The 15,667-nt window shown below is 63.1% G+C and carries 12 protein-coding genes; 5 read left to right on the top strand and 7 right to left on the bottom strand.

Annotated elements, in window-relative coordinates:
- Positions 1-232: 232 nt before the first annotated feature.
- Both B9N93_RS05375 and B9N93_RS05370 read right to left on the bottom strand, forming a co-directional pair.
- On the bottom strand, positions 233-4,108 hold the full coding sequence (locus B9N93_RS05375) for a helicase-related protein (protein WP_085211563.1): 3,876 nt from the start codon (positions 4,106-4,108) through the stop codon (positions 233-235).
- Positions 4,108-7,269 (bottom strand): hypothetical protein, encoded by a 3,162-nt coding sequence (locus tag B9N93_RS05370; protein ID WP_085211561.1) that lies wholly within the window; start codon positions 7,267-7,269, stop codon positions 4,108-4,110. Before B9N93_RS05370 ends, B9N93_RS05375 begins: the two co-directional genes overlap by 1 nt.
- 231 nt (positions 7,270-7,500) lie before the next feature.
- On the opposite strand from B9N93_RS05370, the gene B9N93_RS05365 reads away from it, so the two are divergent.
- The 4 genes from B9N93_RS05365 to B9N93_RS05350 all read left to right on the top strand — a co-directional run bounded on the left by B9N93_RS05365 (position 7,501) and on the right by B9N93_RS05350 (position 9,802).
- A complete protein-coding gene (locus tag B9N93_RS05365; RefSeq protein ID WP_176225130.1) occupies positions 7,501-7,749 on the top strand; it encodes a DUF4351 domain-containing protein in 249 nt (82 codons plus the stop codon).
- A gap of 202 nt (positions 7,750-7,951) precedes the next feature.
- Positions 7,952-9,031, top strand: coding sequence for a helix-turn-helix domain-containing protein (locus B9N93_RS05360; RefSeq protein WP_085211558.1), 1,080 nt, complete (start codon positions 7,952-7,954; stop codon positions 9,029-9,031).
- Complete coding sequence (locus B9N93_RS05355; protein WP_085211556.1) at positions 9,012-9,497, top strand: PIN domain-containing protein; 486 nt, start codon at positions 9,012-9,014, stop codon at positions 9,495-9,497. The genes B9N93_RS05360 and B9N93_RS05355 overlap by 20 nt, the downstream gene beginning before the upstream one ends.
- Positions 9,498-9,535: 38 nt before the next feature.
- Positions 9,536-9,802, top strand: a complete 267-nt coding sequence (locus B9N93_RS05350) for a hypothetical protein (RefSeq protein WP_085211554.1) — start codon at positions 9,536-9,538, stop codon at positions 9,800-9,802.
- On the opposite strand, the gene B9N93_RS05345 is transcribed toward B9N93_RS05350, so the two are convergent.
- A complete protein-coding gene (locus B9N93_RS05345; protein ID WP_085211552.1) occupies positions 9,783-10,499 on the bottom strand; it encodes a chorismate mutase in 717 nt (238 codons plus the stop codon). The two genes, B9N93_RS05350 and B9N93_RS05345, sit on opposite strands and share 20 nt — an antisense overlap.
- Positions 10,469-11,056 carry a transporter substrate-binding domain-containing protein gene (locus B9N93_RS05340; protein WP_176225129.1) on the bottom strand — a complete coding sequence of 196 codons (588 nt, stop codon included), beginning with the start codon at positions 11,054-11,056 and terminating at the stop codon, positions 10,469-10,471. Before B9N93_RS05340 ends, B9N93_RS05345 begins: the two co-directional genes overlap by 31 nt.
- Positions 11,057-11,498: 442 nt before the next feature.
- Here B9N93_RS05340 and B9N93_RS05330 point away from each other — a divergent pair, with 442 nt between their 5' ends.
- Positions 11,499-12,713, top strand: coding sequence for a tyrosine-type recombinase/integrase (locus B9N93_RS05330; RefSeq protein WP_085211546.1), 1,215 nt, complete (start codon positions 11,499-11,501; stop codon positions 12,711-12,713).
- A 619-nt stretch (positions 12,714-13,332) separates the two neighbouring features.
- On the opposite strand, the gene tnpC is transcribed toward B9N93_RS05330, so the two are convergent.
- The 3 genes from tnpC to tnpA form a co-directional block, all read right to left on the bottom strand.
- A complete protein-coding gene (tnpC, locus tag B9N93_RS05320) occupies positions 13,333-14,898 on the bottom strand; it encodes an IS66 family transposase (RefSeq protein ID WP_085216178.1) in 1,566 nt (521 codons plus the stop codon).
- A gap of 78 nt (positions 14,899-14,976) precedes the next feature.
- On the bottom strand, positions 14,977-15,318 hold the full coding sequence (tnpB, locus tag B9N93_RS05315; protein WP_254899320.1) for an IS66 family insertion sequence element accessory protein TnpB: 342 nt from the start codon (positions 15,316-15,318) through the stop codon (positions 14,977-14,979).
- On the bottom strand, positions 15,315-15,614 hold the full coding sequence (gene tnpA, locus B9N93_RS05310; protein ID WP_085211542.1) for an IS66 family insertion sequence element accessory protein TnpA: 300 nt from the start codon (positions 15,612-15,614) through the stop codon (positions 15,315-15,317). Before tnpA ends, tnpB begins: the two co-directional genes overlap by 4 nt.
- Positions 15,615-15,667 lie beyond the last annotated feature (53 nt).

The raw sequence follows: 15,667 nt of genomic DNA, 5'->3' as shown, positions 1-15,667 counted from the left end.
TTGGGAATCCAGTAGTTCTGGCCATTCCAAGAAATTTCAAAGCCGCCATCTTCCTCGACGGTAATCTAAAGTCCTCTAATTTCTTTCCCATGTTCCGCGAAAGTCCATGGAAAAATGCCAGTGCGATTAGCCACCACGCCCGTTTGAACTCTTCCCCTTCCCCACCCCAGCTGGCAAGGACCAGAACTTCGGTCCTCCCATCCGTGCCAATGCCATCCCCTGCGGATGATTTCTAGTCCATCAACAAAAGCGCGTTCAACAAATTGAGTTCGTTGGAAGCCATGAAATATCGGTCATCAAAAACGGTTCCGAGCTTCAAGGGATCCGTGCGCCCGACGGCGGCGGCCCAGGGCTTGCCATCGTAGAGGGGAATGGGGGGCATCACCGTGCCGTGGGATGAAAGCTCCAAGCCCAGGCAGAGTTTCCAGATATCGGGTGCGCCGCATCGGTAGCCCGCATCCTCGTCGGATTCCCCGTGGATGCCGTCATGCACGAATTGGGGATAGGTCGCCGGGAGCGCTATCCAGGTATTGTCGGACCTCAGGGGATTGATCGTGGTATAGGATTTCCCGGCTTGGTCCTTCTCCCTCGCGAAGATGTGCAGCAGGTTGTGGGCTGCGATCCTGAGCTTCGATGGGCATCCTTGGGTCGCGTCGATGGTTTTCAGCTGCCCGTAGAGATCGCTGGCGATCGCGTCAATATCGGTCCGATGCCCCTCGAACTGGAATTCCTCGCGCTTGTCGAGGTGTGCCCAGTTTTCCAGTACCGCCGGTCCCGAAAAGAAGGTGTATCCGGGGATTTCCGGCAAGGCTTCGCCCTCGGGCAACAAGCGGACCCCCGGCTCCGAGGCCTGCTTGAAATACCCACGGGCGAACCCTTCCTCGGCGAAGCTTTTCGTTCCCGAAGCCTCCCGCCCCGTCCCCCGCAAGCGGAAACGGCTGAAAAGTTTCGTGCAGTTCATGCTCGCGGCCTTCAATAGCCCGGCGTACTCCGCCATGTGCCTATCCATCACGCAGGTTGTGGATTCGTGCAGGAAGTCCTCGACATGCTGGCACATCTGGCTGGCGATTTCCTCGAAGCCGATGCGTCCCACCGGGACCAGCGCGAGGTCCTGCCGGAGGCCCGCATCCCCGGTGATTCGGGTGAGGAGGGTGGACCTCAGCATCACGAGAAGGGTCATCAAGTCGAGGGATTGGCGCAGCCATTGCCGACGGTCGGGCGGGCCATCGTGTACCAGGTAATCGTCGATCAACATCACCAAATGGCGGGGAACATCATCGCCGGAAACTTCCCGTCCTTCTTCGTCGTGGTACATCCCCCGGCCCCGGTAGATCAACTGGGCGATCTCCATCAGGGAGGATTCAACGTTGAAGCGGGGAACCGACGCGATGATCCAGTCCGCCCTGGGAAAGGACACGCCACGGGCACCTGAGGAGGTCATCAGGAATACGGCGATCCGGTCGCGGGTTTCCTCTTGCAGCAATTTTTCGCGTTGGCGCGAGGGCACCGACTGGTCGATGATCTGGATTTCGCCGCCCGGCCAGCCCGAGGCTTCCGGGTCGTCGGCCAGCCAGTTCTGAAGCTCGCGCAGGAACTGCTTGTCCTGGGCGAAGTAGATCACCTGGCGCGCGCCTTTCATCCGCGCCGCCACGATTTCACGCGCCGCCGACCGGAGCAGGGCTTCGTCGACGGTCCGCCTGATCGCTTCGCGCGGGGTCTCCAGGGAACCATTGGGCTTTTCCTGTATCCGCGCCGAGGTCAGGTTGATCTTGTAGTCGATAGCGAGGGATCGGGCCGGATAGCTATTGGTCATCACGTGGAGGACCGGTTGGCGTTTGCGGTCGCCTATCGCGGTGCGGGTGGCGGCTAAGGCGAAGGGCTTCTTGCCGTGGGATTTGGAGATCAAGACTTTGTCGGGAATCCGGTGACCAGCGGACAAATACCGGTCCAGCACCATTTCATTGCTCAGGGAAGCATCGGCGACGATCAGGACCACAGTAAACGGGGAACCCCGCTCGTCAAACGGGTCGATGAATTCCCGCCTCAGCCATTTCGCGACGCCATGGACGAACAAAGCACCCGCGCCATCCCCCGCCAATTCGTCGACCATGACCACGATAGTGGGCATTTTCTCCGCGAACCGCTGGCGTTCGGCGACCGCCGCCGGACCGCTATCGGCCCGGTTGATGAACAACTCGGACAAGGCGTCCATCGTGGTCCCCCGTGCGCCCTTGTCCTTCAAGCCCTGGGTCGCGCAGGTCAGCACCATGCGGCGGACTGCGGGATTCAGCCGGATGAGTTCCCGTGCCGCCTTGGCGATGGCGCGCATCACGCCGGTGGCCGGTTTCGCCTGGAGCAGGTCTTCACTTTCGGACAGCATGATCTTGCCGTAGCGGCTACCGGCGACCTCCCGTTCGATCTGGGAGGCTTCCTGGGGCGTCAGTACCAAAAGGCTGCCGTGGGGTTTGGCCAGATTCCCCACGCCATCGGCCATGACCGCACCATCCACGGCGCGGGGTGTGTCCAAGCCAAGCTCGACTCGCCGCTGATGGAAACGCGCGGCGGCGGCGATCATCTCCGAGTTGGACGTGACCGCCAGGATGCCGGCGGGTTGGCCATCCTTCTTCCGGGCCAATTTTTCGGTGACCTCCCGGTTGATGACCACCCGTGGGCTGGTATAGGCGAAGAAATAGCCGCTGCCATGGCCGGAGAGGTGTTTCACCACGGCGGTGGTTTTGCCGATGCCGGGATTCCCAACCAGCCCGATGACATTGATTTCGCCGACCTTGGCCGAGGCTAGCCCGGCGATCACCGCCGCCGCGTGAATATCCCGCAGCGACAGCGCATCGTCCGCCGGGGCCGCTTGGTCCATGGCCTGGGCGAGCGCTTCTCGGGCGGACCCGCCCAGGTAGGCATCGAGTTCCCCGTTGGGTTCGACCCACTCCAGTGCCTGCGCTTTCGGATACACCGACATCGGGTTCGCGAAATCCTCGATGGTTTCCTGGAACACGAGCGAATAGTCCTGTCCGGGTTTGGGCGCGTGCGCGAGTCCCTGTAGCCCCTTCCGCAAAGCTCTGGGGAGGCGCCTCAGCGTTTGGGTGAAGGCCCGCTGGATTTCTTCCACCAGTTCATCCTCGGTCGCCGCGCCCGCCGCACGGGAAGCCCGGTACGCCTGCCCGAGGTTGTCCATCAGGGTGAACCTGGGATCGATGCTGGAATTTCCGACGTGATATTCAGCCGCCAGACTTTCCAAACCATCCGGCGTGATGGCCAACGCCCGCGCCACGCATGGCCCTTGCAACCTGTCATGGCGCTCCAGTTCGCGGAGGGTCGTGACGGCGTAACTGGACGCCTGGCAAAGTTTGTAGAGGGGTTTGTCCTCGCTGGTGAAGGCCTTCAGATGCAAGCGCATGGCGTCCGAAAGCTCGAAATACTCGCGGTCTACTTCGGCGGATATCATCGAGAACACGCCACGGCTGCCCATGAGCCGGGCATGGCGCAGGAACTCTGTCAAGTGCCCCGGCTCGGCATAGAAGTCATCGAGTCCGGGTGGGGCGTTGAACGAATATTCCTGTGCCAACAAATGGTTGACTCCACGCCCCGTCACCAGCCACAACAGGAAATCCGCGTTTCCGGGGTTGCCCGTCCCGACCAAGGCGGGGTCCGGTTCGCCGCCTAGGCCCAGCAGCGCGTGGATTTCCCGGGCGGTCGCTTGTTTGGATTCGGCGACGGCGTCCGGCGGCAAGGGGCCGGGCAGTTGCAACGGACACCACAAGGCCACGACCGACAGGTCGAGCCGCTTCTGTTGTCCCGGCACCCTGGACAGGTATTCGCGCATCGCCGTGTAGCCGTTGCCATAGGCCGTGGCTGCCAGGTGGCGGAGGAACCCCATGCATACCCGCTTTTGGAATTCATCCACGAATGCCAGTTGTTTCAGCACCGCCGAATAGACCTGGCCTAGGGAAGTGTTCCGCCAAGCGGCCCACCGGGGATCGTCATGCCGAATGAGGCCAGTTTGCAGCAGGCAGGCCAGAACCCCGCGTTTGACGAAGATTTCGTAGGCCCGCCCATATTCCACCGCCCTGCGTTTGAATTCCGGGGCATCCATTAGCGCTCCTCCCGCGATTTCGGGCCGTGGGAGGGTTTTTGATAGACCTTGACGGCTTGTCCCAGCAAAGCCGGGAAGGAGAGCCACAGGTCGCCGCCCCGGCGGCTGGACACCACTTTCCATTCGCCCGTGCTGCCTTGCTGGCTGGGATTGGCCCAGGCGAAGGCATCCAGGACCGGCAAGACTTGGCCCTTGTCGGCGCTCCGTTCGCTTTCCAGGTAATGCAATCCCCGCAGGGCCGCGAGGATGGAGGCGCGGATGGCTTGGGTGGCGGGGGTTAAGCCTAAGATGTTTTGCCGGACGGCCTCGCACCATTGCAGGTTGGATAAGCGGCTGTCCATGTCGAAGAAGTAGGTGCAGAACCCGGATTGGGGCCGACCCCGCTCGGTCACTACCGCCAAGGTGGCGAAGGTATAGATGGGTTGGGAATTCCGGTAGGCGGGATCGGACCCCAGGAGCAGTTCGAGTTCGCGGCGACCATACATCCCGCCGTGCCCTTTGAAATCCGCCACCTCGAATCCGCTTTCCCCGCCCCGGCGCGTTCGGAGCCGGGTCGCCGGGAACACATCGCGCCGGAGGGGATAAAGGCAGACTTCCGGGAACTTGCCGCAGACCGATTCCAGGAAATCCCGGCTGGAATGCGGGGCGTGGCGTTCCGAGGCCCGGCCAATATGGCGGTTGCCGTAATGGTGGGAAAGCAGCGCGACATGCCGTCCGCCCGACCGCTCGATATCCGCGATCTCTTCGAGGACGGGGGTGGGATCCCAGAATTCCCCGGTGCCCTCCATCACGAAGGTCTTGGTGCGTCCGGCCTGGATATCCATCCAGCCTTCTTGTTGCCGGGCATCGTATCTGCGGACCACCAGGAGGAATTTTTCGGTTCCCGGAAAATCGGGGTGGCTATCGCAAGGGCGCGTCGAATAGGTCAGGATCGACAGGCGATCCACGACGCCATCCCCGCTGATCCTGAGCGGCGCACCGGCCCGTAGGGCGGCCAGGCTGTTGCGCTTGCGGAAGAACAGGGTGTCTTGGTCCCCGTCGGTATCGAGTCCCTGCATGCGGACGTTGAAATCCCGGGCCAAGGCCAATTCGATGGCATGGCAGGCCGCATAGACGGTGTCGTTGCCGTCGGGTTCCTTGGATTGCTTGCCGCCTGGTTGCAGGCGGAGCATATACAGGGCCGGGTTTTCGGAGTCCGCCCGCCTGCCCAAGCTGCGCCCCAGTTCGAGCAGGAAGGTGTAGGACAGCAGCGCGAATGCCACCCCTTTGGCCGCCCTGGCTTGTTCCAGGACGGTCTTATCCTGGTATTTCTTGGGCTTCTGGAGCATCAAGCTATGCCGGTCATAGCCAATCACGGCACCCGGCAGGCCATCGAATTCCCCGGTGAACTTGTCCGATAAGCTCCACCCGGTACCGGCCTTGTTCGGTTTCAGGGGAATGACCCGCACCGCCAACGCCTTGGGTCCGGCGAGGCGGGACACCGACAGGTCGCGTTTTTCCCCGGTCAGGGTCAAGGAGCGTTCGTCCAGATGAGTATCCACCGGAAAGGACACTAGGGAACCCGTGTGTTCCACCACGTTCGGGGTCACTTCGAGATATTTGAGCCAGGTGGATTTTTCGAAGTCCGAATCCGCATCGGGCCGGGCGAGCATATCCCCGGTCGAAAAGTTCGAGGCCGCCATCAACTTGGGCCAGTCCACCGCCTGCCTGTGGATGGACACACACAACCTGCCCAGCTTGCGGTGGGTGTTCTCGATCAAATCCGGGTTGGTCTTGATCGTGTCGATCAAGGCCTTGGCGAATTCCGTCACCTCGGGAATCCGGTGCCTGAGTTCATGCAAGAGAGCGCGGACGGTGTTCAAGGGGTCGGTTTTCAGCCGCGCGGCCAAGTCCTCGGCTTCGCGGCGGATATCGAAGGAATGGGGATCATCGACCCCAGCGGGAATCGCCAAGCGCAGGAAAACCAATTGGGCCAGGGCGGTTTTACAACTTGCGCCCTTGTTTTTGGCATCGGGGTCGCAGAGCCGCTTTTCGATCCGGTCCAGCCGGGACTCGAAGGCACATTTCCCGGTCTCGGGGACCGTGCCGTTCACGGTGAACCGATAGCACACCTCCCGGCGCGCCGTGAACCCGCCGTCGGATTGATCGACCGTCTCGAAAAACTGGGTGGTCCACCAAGCCCAGACCGGCAGGGCGCGATAGGCGGCGGAATTGCGCAGGAACTCCCCGAACCGGACCACGCTCGACTGGCCGTAGGCCGCGCTGGCATCCAATTCGAGGTCTTCCCCGCACAGGCTCGCGAAGCGCTCGAACCCCCCGATGGCGCGGGACACATAGCCCATGAAACCGGGATGGCCGCTTTTCTCGGCCAGCGCCCGCATCAATCCGAAACCGACCCGCAGTCGGACACGGGACAGCGCCTCATCGGCCAGGAAGGATTCGAAGCGATGGATTTCGGAGCCGGGCATGCCCCGTTGTTCCTGGATGGCGTCGAGGATCGGGTCGATCTCGTCGTCATCGTGGTCGTTGTTGCGGAAATGGTTGGCGATCCCTTTTTGAAAATCCTTGAACCAAGAACCGGCCTGGACGGTTTCCACCGCTGAAATCACCCGGGCTACATCCCCGGAGCGTTCGGCGGGCTTGCGGTTCCTCGCGGCGAAACCCACGGCGTGGACGGTGGCGAGTCTGGGGGGTGCCGTGGCTTTGATGCCCAGTTTGCTGTGCAGTGCTTCGAGCAGGGCTTCCAACGACTCGAAGCACAAAGCACCGGCGGGCTCCATGGACAGTCCCCGGTCAAGCGCTTCGCCGAAGATTGTGCGCAAGCGGTCCAAGGCAGCGCTGGCGCGTTTCTCGGTGCCGGGCGCGAGCAGGCTGCCCATCTTGGCGCTGGCGTAGCCCGAGGGCGCCTTGGCTAACCGGAGGAATCCGGCGTCGTCCCCGCCTTGGCAAAGCCGCGTGAATTCCGGCAGGGTTTCCAGGCGATTCAGCACCTCGGCGACGTTGAACTTGGCCTGGCTGTTCTGGAAAGTCAGGAAACCGCCCGGCACGCCGCCAAGGGTGGTTAAGCTTTCGCAGAGCAGTTCAACCAACCGCGCCAAATCGATGGAAGGCGTCAGGGCGTGCGTGAGCAACTCGGCCCCGCGAGTGTGGGAATGGGCCATGGCAAACCTCCTGATCTTGGTAGAGGGAACCACTTCGCCCGGTCGAAAGCCCGGCTCGACTAGGCGGTAATTAGAATCTATGAGGGGATTATTTCACGTTGGAGAGGCAGGTGTGTATAGGCGCATGGCCGCGCAACCGGCACCGCCCTTGCCTATGAAAGAATGGCTGGATTTGATCGAAATCATCCTGGTCTACAAACTACCCAAACTTACCCGCGGGGAGATCAAGCGGTGGTCGGCATACAAGACATCGAACTCAAGCAAACCCGTTTTTACCAGGATGTCTACGGCGAAGGGCGTCAGGAAGGGCGTCGGCAAGAAGCCCAAGCCTTGCTCCTGCGCCTGCTTGGCAAGCGTTTCGGCCCGCTGGGTGAAGAGGTCCAGCTTCGGATCGCGGAAGCCGGTATCGAGCAATTGGAAGCCTGGACCGACAACCTATTGGACGCCCCTGATATCGTGGCGGTGTTCGATACGAACTGAGGTCGGAAGCATGGAAGGCTTGGTTTATGTCCGAACACGCTTCGGGTGCAATGATCCACTCATCTGCAAATGGCACATTCGCATGATGAATTAGAAGGGTGCCACGGCGATCCCTTTCCCCAGGGCTGGCATTTTTCTAATCCACCATTCCTTCGGTTTAAAAGCTTTATAATTCCCAAAAATTTTTAAACCGGAAACCGCTATGATCGGCACCCGCATCCGCCAAGCCCGGCTCGCCGCGGGCCTTACCCTGGGCGCGTTGGGCGAACACCTTGGGGTTACCCACACCGCCATCCAGAAGTATGAAAAGGGACTTCTGACCCCCACTTCTTCGCAACTGCTCAAGCTGGCCAGGGCTTGCAGCATCCGCACGGAATATTTCTTCCGCACCCACGACGTCGAACTGGTCGATCCCGAGTTCCGCCGTTTGGCGTCGTTCGGAAAAACGGCGCAGGAGGCGCTCAAGATCAAAGTTGTCGAAATGGTCGAAAAGCGGGTGGAGTTATTGGGGGTTTTTCCTGAATCGCCCATCTTGCGTTTCGAGCCTCCCGCCGGTTTGTCCCAGCGCATTGAAACCCTGGATGACCTCGAAGCCTGCGCGGACCAGGTTCGGGAGGCTTGGAAGCTCGGTCTCAACCCCATCGCCGACCTGACCGATACCCTGGAAACCCTTGGCCTCCTAGTGATCGCCGTCGATGAGGAGAACCCAGGGTTCTCGGGATTGACGGCGACGGCCCGCGCTTCCGATGGGCGCGCTTACCCCGTGATCGCGGTATCCTCCCGCTGGCGTGGGGATAGGCAGCGGTTTACCCTGGCCCATGAGCTAGGCCATTCATTGCTCGCCGGACGCTTGGCTCCGGGGATCGACGAGGAGCAAGCGTGCGACCGTTTCGCCGGGGCTTTCCTGGCCCCGAAATCGGCCGTCATCCAGGCCCTGGGTCAGTCGCGGCGCAACCTGGAATGGCCGGAGCTTTTCGCCCTCAAGCATGAATTCGGGCTGAGCATGGCGGGATGGCTGCAACGCGCCAAGCAATGCGGCGTGATCGCCGAAGCGACGCACCTTTCCCTGTGGAGGCGCTTCTCGGCCAAGGGCTGGCGCCGCGAAGAGCCGGGCGAACAGGTGCCGCGCGAGCATCCACGGCTTTTCGAGCAATGGGCCTACAGGGCGCTGGGGGAGCAATACTTGTCCGAATCTAAGGCGGCCGAATTGCTGGGCATCCCGTTGATGCTGTTCCACAAGCAACGGCAGATGGAGCCGACGGATGCTGCTGCTCATCAGTGATGCCAACATCCTTATCGACATGGAGGCTGGGCAGTTGATGACCACGTTCTTCCGCCTTCCAATGCGCTTCGGCGTGCCCGATATCCTCTATTGGGAAGAAATCGAACCGGGTAGCCCAGGGCTGGAAGGAAATGGGTTGCTCGTTTTGGAAGTATCAGCTGAATACATCGAGTACGCCTATTCACTGCCTTCCCGATATGGCACGGGACCCAGTTCCAATGACTATCTAGCCTTGGCCCTCGCCAAGCAGGAAGGCTGTCCGCTGCTGACGGGAGACCAGGCGCTTAAGTCCGTCGCGAATCAGGAGAATGTTCCGGCCATGGGCACGATCTGGCTGCTTCGGGCCATGGTCGAGGAGGGGTTGCTCACCGTCGATGAAGCGTTGGCCGCGCTCAGGCGAATGCGGGAAAACAAGCGTCGATTGCCCTGGGCGGAGGCCGAGCGGATTTTGGGCGGCCTGGGTTAATGGCCTCGCAATTGCGCCGAGGACGAGCGGGATTTGGAATGGTATTTCGAGATCATCTGCGCTATCCCTTCCTTAAAGCGGAGAAGGCATGGGCGGAGGCTGGGAAGATCGCGGGGTATGGTCAAGCCCTGTTCCAGCAGGTGTTCGCCGACCCTGACGCCTATGCCGAATACAAGCGCTGTCTCCGGGTTGACGGCCTGGACCTGCTGCGGTTTGAAATCGTCGGCTCGCCCGGGTTCAACACTTGGCACTGGGAGGCGGTGCACGATCTCGCCTTGCCCCGGCCTATTGAACAGCGCGCCTAGGCTTGGACTTCAGCGAACCAAACGCCCGAGGCGGCAGCACCTCCAACAGTGACCCGACCTTATCTGCATCCAGCCACTCGCCCAGGTCGTGCCGGAGGGTGGTTTCCAGCATTTCGGAATGATCGGCCAAGATGCCGACATAGCGCCGGATTTCGGGCAGCAAGGCGCTGCTCACGCCCGCCACAGCGAGCCGCAGTTCGGGAAGGCCGAGACCTTCCGCTTCGGCGTTCCCATTCCGTGCCTGGATCGACTTCGAGAGTTCCATCAACACAGTGAACAGCCGCGCCGCTTCGTTTTCCGGCAATCCCTCGCGGGCGGCCATTGCGCGGGCCTGCGCCAAGACCTTGGCTTCCTGCGCCGGGTCGATGATCGGCAAGCTCTCGCGGCGCTTCACGGCGGCCACCCACGGCATCAGCGAGAAGCGCTGACTCAGGTTGGCCGAAATCGCTTCGGCGCAGACTTGTTCCGGGGCCATTGCGGCTTGAGCGCCGAGCGCCTGGCGCTGTTGCGGAAGCCAGCCATCGGTCTCGCGGGCCGCCAGCCAATCGTCGATGCGGTCACGCAATTCCACATGGTCGAGCGGCAGCGCCATGGCCTTGCGGTCCTGGGTGAACGGCCCGAGCAAAGCGACATCGTCCCAGGTGGCGGCTTCGAGGGTATCCGAGATCACGGCATCGACGCGCCCGGTTTCCAGCAAGCTACGCAGTTCCAGATTGTTGCGGGTGCTTTGGAGGATGGCCCGAGGAAAATGGGCGCGGGCGACCCGTTCCAGATGGCCACCGGCATTGACGTGTTGGCGCCCAGCCGGACGCCCGGTTGGTCCAAATCGGCCAAGGTCTTGAAACGGGCAACATCCCGGCGGGGCAGGACGGCGACCGCGCCGCTGACGGCATAGGGCCGGGTGAAGATCATGGCCCGCGCCCGGTCGGGGCGGACCGTGATGCCGCAAACGGCCAGGTCCACGCGGTTTCCGGCCAGGGTTTGCGCGAGGTTCGGCCACTGGAACTGCACGGGCTGGGCCTGTGGCAAATCCAGGTCGCGGGTCAGTCGCTGCAACAGGTCGAGGTCGAAGCCCTGGTAGCCCAGGCTTGCGGCGGGGTCGGATGCGCGGAGGCAGAACGGCGGATAATCGCCACTGATCCCGACCCGGAAGGGGGAGGTGAGCCGATCGCTATCATGGGTGTGTGGGGTGGCGCAGCCTGCGAGCAGAGCAACCCAGCAGAGGTTGAAGAATCTGAGAGCTTTTAATGGCATGGCGTATATGGCGCAATCCGGGACTGCGGCGGAGTTTAACAGGGCCATCGGGCCGATGATGAACGCCTACATGAAGTTGCAGCAAGCCCGGTTGGGCGCTACCCTGTGGGACGAAAACGTGAGCCGTTTAGGTGAGACGATTTCCCATGATTTCCAGCACCGCTGGCTCTTTGCCGTTCGGGAATTCAATAGGTTGGCCGTAGGAGTGCGACGCGGGTTCAATTCCCGCCACCTCCACCAATTAGTGTTCCTAGGACAACCTAACAAGTCCCTAAAGCCCGCTCCACGCGGGCTTTTTCATTTATAATTCGTCCAAAGATGCCCCAAGCGTTCCTATGGAATCCGGGGGCATAAGGGGGCATCTCCAGGGGCATATGCGTGTGCCCCCACCTCCGATGCCCCCAAAGGCCGCAACCCGCGAGAACCTTGGACGGAGTGCCCCATGCTGACCGACACCGCTTGCAAGAACGCCAAGCCGAAGGACAAGCCCTACAGGCTGTCCGACGAGAAAGGGCTTTACCTTGAAGTCATGCCCAACGGCTCCCGCTACTGGCGTCTCAAGTACCGCTTTGGCGGCAAGGAAAAGCGGCTGGCCTTTGGCGTGTACCCCGAGACCACCCTTGCCCAAGCCCGGCAGAAGCGCGACGAGGCCCGCAAACTGCTGGCGAACAGCGTGGACCCCGGCGAACAGAAGAAAGCGCAGAAGGCCGCGCAAGCCGACCGGGCGGCGAACAGCTTTGAAGTGGTAGCCCGCGAGTGGTATGCCAAGCACTCCTCCAACTGGGCATCAGCCCATGGAGAGCGCATTATCAGGCGGTTGGAGAGGGACATTTTCCCCTGGCTGGGCGGGCGTCCGATAGCAGACATCAAGGCCCCGGAACTCCTGACCGTGCTTCGCCGAATCGAAAGCCGTGGTGCCCTTGAAACCGCCCATCGGGCCATGCAGAACTGTGGGCAGGTTTTCCGCTATGCCGTGGCGACCGGGCGGGCCGAGCGCGACCCCTCCGGCGACCTGAAAGGGGCGTTGCCCCCTGCCAAAGGGCAGCATTTCGCGGCTGTGACCGAACCCAAGCAGATTGCCGAGTTGCTACGGGCCATAGACGCCTACCAAGGCACGCTGCCCGTGCATTGCGCCCTTCGGCTGGCCCCTTTGTTCTTCGTGCGCCCCGGCGAGCTACGGCAAGCCGAATGGGCCGACTTCGACCTTGAAGCCGCCGAATGGCGCTATACCGCCCCCAAGACCAAAACCCAGCACATCGTGCCCTTGGCGACCCAAGCCCTGGAGATTCTGCGCGAACTCCAACCCTTGACCGGACATGGGCGCTACGTTTTCCCTTCGGCCAGGACGCCCAACGGTTCCCGCCCCATGTCGGACGTGGCCTTACTGGCGGCGTTGCGCCGAATGGGGTTCGGCAAGGAGGAAATCACCGTCCATGGGTTCCGGGCTCTGGCCCGCACGGTCTTGGATGAAGTGCTGGGGTTCCGCCCGGGTTTCATAGAGCATCAGTTGGCCCACTCCGTCCGGGACCCGCTCGGGCGGGCCTACAACCGCACGGCGCACCTGCCGGAGCGGCGGAAGATGATGCAGGCTTGGGCGGATTACCTGGATGGACTCAAGCAAGGCGCGGAAGTGGTTCCGTTCAAGAAGCAGGCTTGACCCCCCCCCGAAGGGAGCCTTCTTCTGTGTCCATATGGACAGGCCCCCGCCGAACTGCATTTCAAACCTTAGCGGTTCGCTCCTGGCTCAGCACCAGAGCAACTGCCGCAGAATTTCCTCGTCGGGCATGGATTCGGCGTAACCCGCCAACCCACCCCCATCACCGGCCTTCGCCCCCCTTTCTCCAAGCGGCATCAAGCTCCATCCGGCAAACCGAAACGGCAGGCCGGAAAGCCGCTCTGCAAATACGAAAACCTCCCGTGTCCACATGGACACACCCTCAAATCAAGCCCCGCAAGCCAAGCGTTATCAACTCCCGACCAAATTCCAGTACTGGCCCTACACATCCCGCCTGGCAAGACCTATACCCGATCCGTTCCTCAGAGATACACAAAGTGTGTTATTTATTTAACAACAGGCCGATTATTGATACAACCGAAAGGTGGGAACACCACGCGAAACAAACCCCAGCAGTTCAGGGCATCCGCCCCGGCGAAGATACCGGCCACCAAGAAGAAGATTCCCAGGGCCAAGAACTGGTAGGCGCAATCAGATCAGACTGACCCGGTGCCAGCCGTTCGTAAGCGTCCAGCGCTACCACCTGTCCTGATTGCTCGGCCTATGCCTGGGGTATCTGGGTGTGGAACGGCAGTAACTCGTCGATGCGGCTGTTGGGCCAGGCGGGAAGTTTTGCGAGGGTGTCCCGCAGCCAGGCGGCGGGGTCGAGCCCGTTGAGTTTGGCGGTGCCGAGCAGGGTCTGGATGGAGGCGGCGCGTTGGCCGGCCCGTTCGGAACCGGCGAACAACCAATTCTTTTTCCCGACGGAGATGGGGCGGATGGCGTTCTCCACTGGATTGTTATCCACGGGCAAATCGCCGGTCTCGGCATAGCGGACGAGGGCGGGCCAGCGTTTCAGGGTGTAGTCCAGCGCCTTGGCGGCCCCGGTGCCCGGGGCGGTGCGGGCGCGGGTCTCGGCCAGCCAGGCGCGCAGGGACTCCAGTTCCGGCAGGGCGCGTTCGGCCCGCAGCCGCTGGCGGGCCGGGATGTCCAGCGACCGGGCCTCGGCTTCGACGGCGTAGAGCTGGCCGATGCGCCGCAACGCCTCCAGGGCCATGGGGCTTTGGTTGGCTTGGTGGAGTTCGAAGAACTTGCGCCGCGCATGGGCCCAGCAGCCCAGTTCGACGCAGGGCGGGGCCGCTTCCCGTTCCGGGGCGAACAGCGCCTTGTACCCGGCATAGTCGTCGACCCGCAGGTGGCCTTGCCAGGTGCCGAGGAACGCCCGCGCGTGCCCGCCGCCCCGGCCCGGCCGGTAGTCGAACACGACGATGCGGGGTCCCGGTTCCAGGTCGTTGCTGCGGTAGGCCCAGAGGTAGGCCTTCTTGGCCTTGCCGCTGCCGGGGTCGAGTTGCGCCACCGGGGTTTCGTCGGCGTGGAGCGTGCCGCCCCGGCGCAGGTGCCAGGCGAGCCGGTCCGCCAGGGGTTGCAGGGCCACGCCGAGGCGGCCCACCCAGTCGGCCAGGGTCGAGCGCGACAGGACCACCCCGTCGCGGGCGGCGATCTGTTCCAGGCGGTACAGGGGGAGGTGGGCGACGTGCTTGCCGATCAGCACCCAGGCCAGCAGGCCCACCGCCGCCAGGCCGCCGTCGATGATGGCGGGCGGCACCGGGGCGGCGGCGACGGTTTCGCAGGGGCGGCAGGCGTATTGGGGCCGGATGTGGCGGTGGACGAAGAACCGGGCCGGTTCGACGTCCAGTTGCTCGGTGACGTCCTCGCCGATCAGGACCAGGTCGGTGTTGCCGCAACGGGGACATTGGCAGGCCTCCGGTTCGTGGCGGTGCTCGATCCTCGGCAGGGGGTCCGGCAACGGCTGGCGTCCGGCCCCCGCGCGCTTCGGCTTGGCGGCGGCGGGGGCCGCCGCGCCGTCGGCCAGGCGCTCGATCTCCGCCTCCACCGCCGCCGAGTCCTCGTTCCAGGTGTCCTGGAACAGGTCGCGCTGGGTCTGGGGCAGGGCTTCGCTTTTGACCCCGAAGCGGATCCGCCGCAAATGGGCGAGTTCCAGGGTGAGCGCCTGGATCTTGAGGTCCTTGGCTGCGGACGCCCTTTGCAACGCCGCGATCATCGCCGCCAATCGGGTTTTGGCGGACGGTTCGAGGTTCAGCAGGTCGAGTTGGGCCAGCGCTTCCATGGCCCCGATCATACCCCCGCCCGACCCCCCGGAACCCTTGGAAACACTGGGTTCCGGGGGAATGCTCCGTCCCCGTCCTCAGGCTTGCCAATCCACCGGCGGCGTGGCCGACAGGCGTCGCCAGTCCATCCCCGCCACCAACCATTCCCACTGCGCCGGCGTCAGCGCGAACACCGCCTCGCCCAGCGCGGGCCACGCGAACCCGCCCCGGTGCAGCCGACGCTGGCACAGCCACGCCCCGTTCCCGTCCCACACCAGCAGCTTCAGCCGTGTGCCCGCCTTGTTCCGGAAGATGAACCCCGCGCCGGAACACGGCGACCGGCCCAGCCGGTGCTGGACATGGGCCGACAGCCCATCGATGCCCCGCCTCATGTCCACCGGCTCGACCACCAACCACAGATGCTCCGGACGCCGGATCACGCCAAGCCCCTCAGCAATTCCGCCACCCAGCGCGCCGGTACCGTCGCGGGAATATCCAACCGGACACCCGGGGCCAGCCGCAGGACCAGGGCCGGCACTTCCACGGCGCTGGCGGCCGGGGCCACCCGGACGGGAATCAATCCAAGGCCGGACGGCTCCCCGGTGGGGGCTTCCCGCTTCACCCAGCCCGAGAAGGTCTTGGGGTTCACGCCCCGTTGACGGCAATACTCGGCCTGGCTCAACCCGCTCTTCCTCCACGCCTCGACGTGGACCTCCGGCAAATCCCGCTTCTTCATCCCGCTCCTCCAACAAAAGGCCCAAGGGTGTCGCGGTTTAACCAGGGCGTCCA

The sequence above is a fragment of the Methylomagnum ishizawai genome, from assembly GCF_900155475.1.
Lineage (GTDB): Bacteria > Pseudomonadota > Gammaproteobacteria > Methylococcales > Methylococcaceae > Methylomagnum > Methylomagnum ishizawai_A.
The sequence above is the reverse complement of the archived record's forward strand: the minus strand, read 5'-3'. Positions and strand labels throughout refer to the sequence as shown.

Bases quoted from the DNA above. Each gene is read 5' to 3' on its own strand.
- B9N93_RS05375 (WP_085211563.1), bottom strand. From the start codon at position 4,108: ATGGATGCCCCGGAATTCAAACGCAGGGCGGTGGAATATGGGCGGGCC.
- tnpC (WP_085216178.1), bottom strand. From the start codon at position 14,898: ATGGAAGCGCTGGCCCAACTCGACCTGCTGAACCTCGAACCGTCCGCC.
- B9N93_RS05350 (WP_085211554.1), top strand. From the start codon at position 9,536: ATGGTATTTCGAGATCATCTGCGCTATCCCTTCCTTAAAGCGGAGAAG.
- B9N93_RS05360 (WP_085211558.1), top strand. From the start codon at position 7,952: ATGATCGGCACCCGCATCCGCCAAGCCCGGCTCGCCGCGGGCCTTACC.
- B9N93_RS05355 (WP_085211556.1), top strand. From the start codon at position 9,012: ATGCTGCTGCTCATCAGTGATGCCAACATCCTTATCGACATGGAGGCT.
- B9N93_RS05330 (WP_085211546.1), top strand. From the start codon at position 11,499: ATGCTGACCGACACCGCTTGCAAGAACGCCAAGCCGAAGGACAAGCCC.
- B9N93_RS05340 (WP_176225129.1), bottom strand. From the start codon at position 11,056: ATGCCATTAAAAGCTCTCAGATTCTTCAACCTCTGCTGGGTTGCTCTG.
- B9N93_RS05370 (WP_085211561.1), bottom strand. From the start codon at position 7,269: ATGGCCCATTCCCACACTCGCGGGGCCGAGTTGCTCACGCACGCCCTG.
- tnpA (WP_085211542.1), bottom strand. From the start codon at position 15,614: ATGAAGAAGCGGGATTTGCCGGAGGTCCACGTCGAGGCGTGGAGGAAG.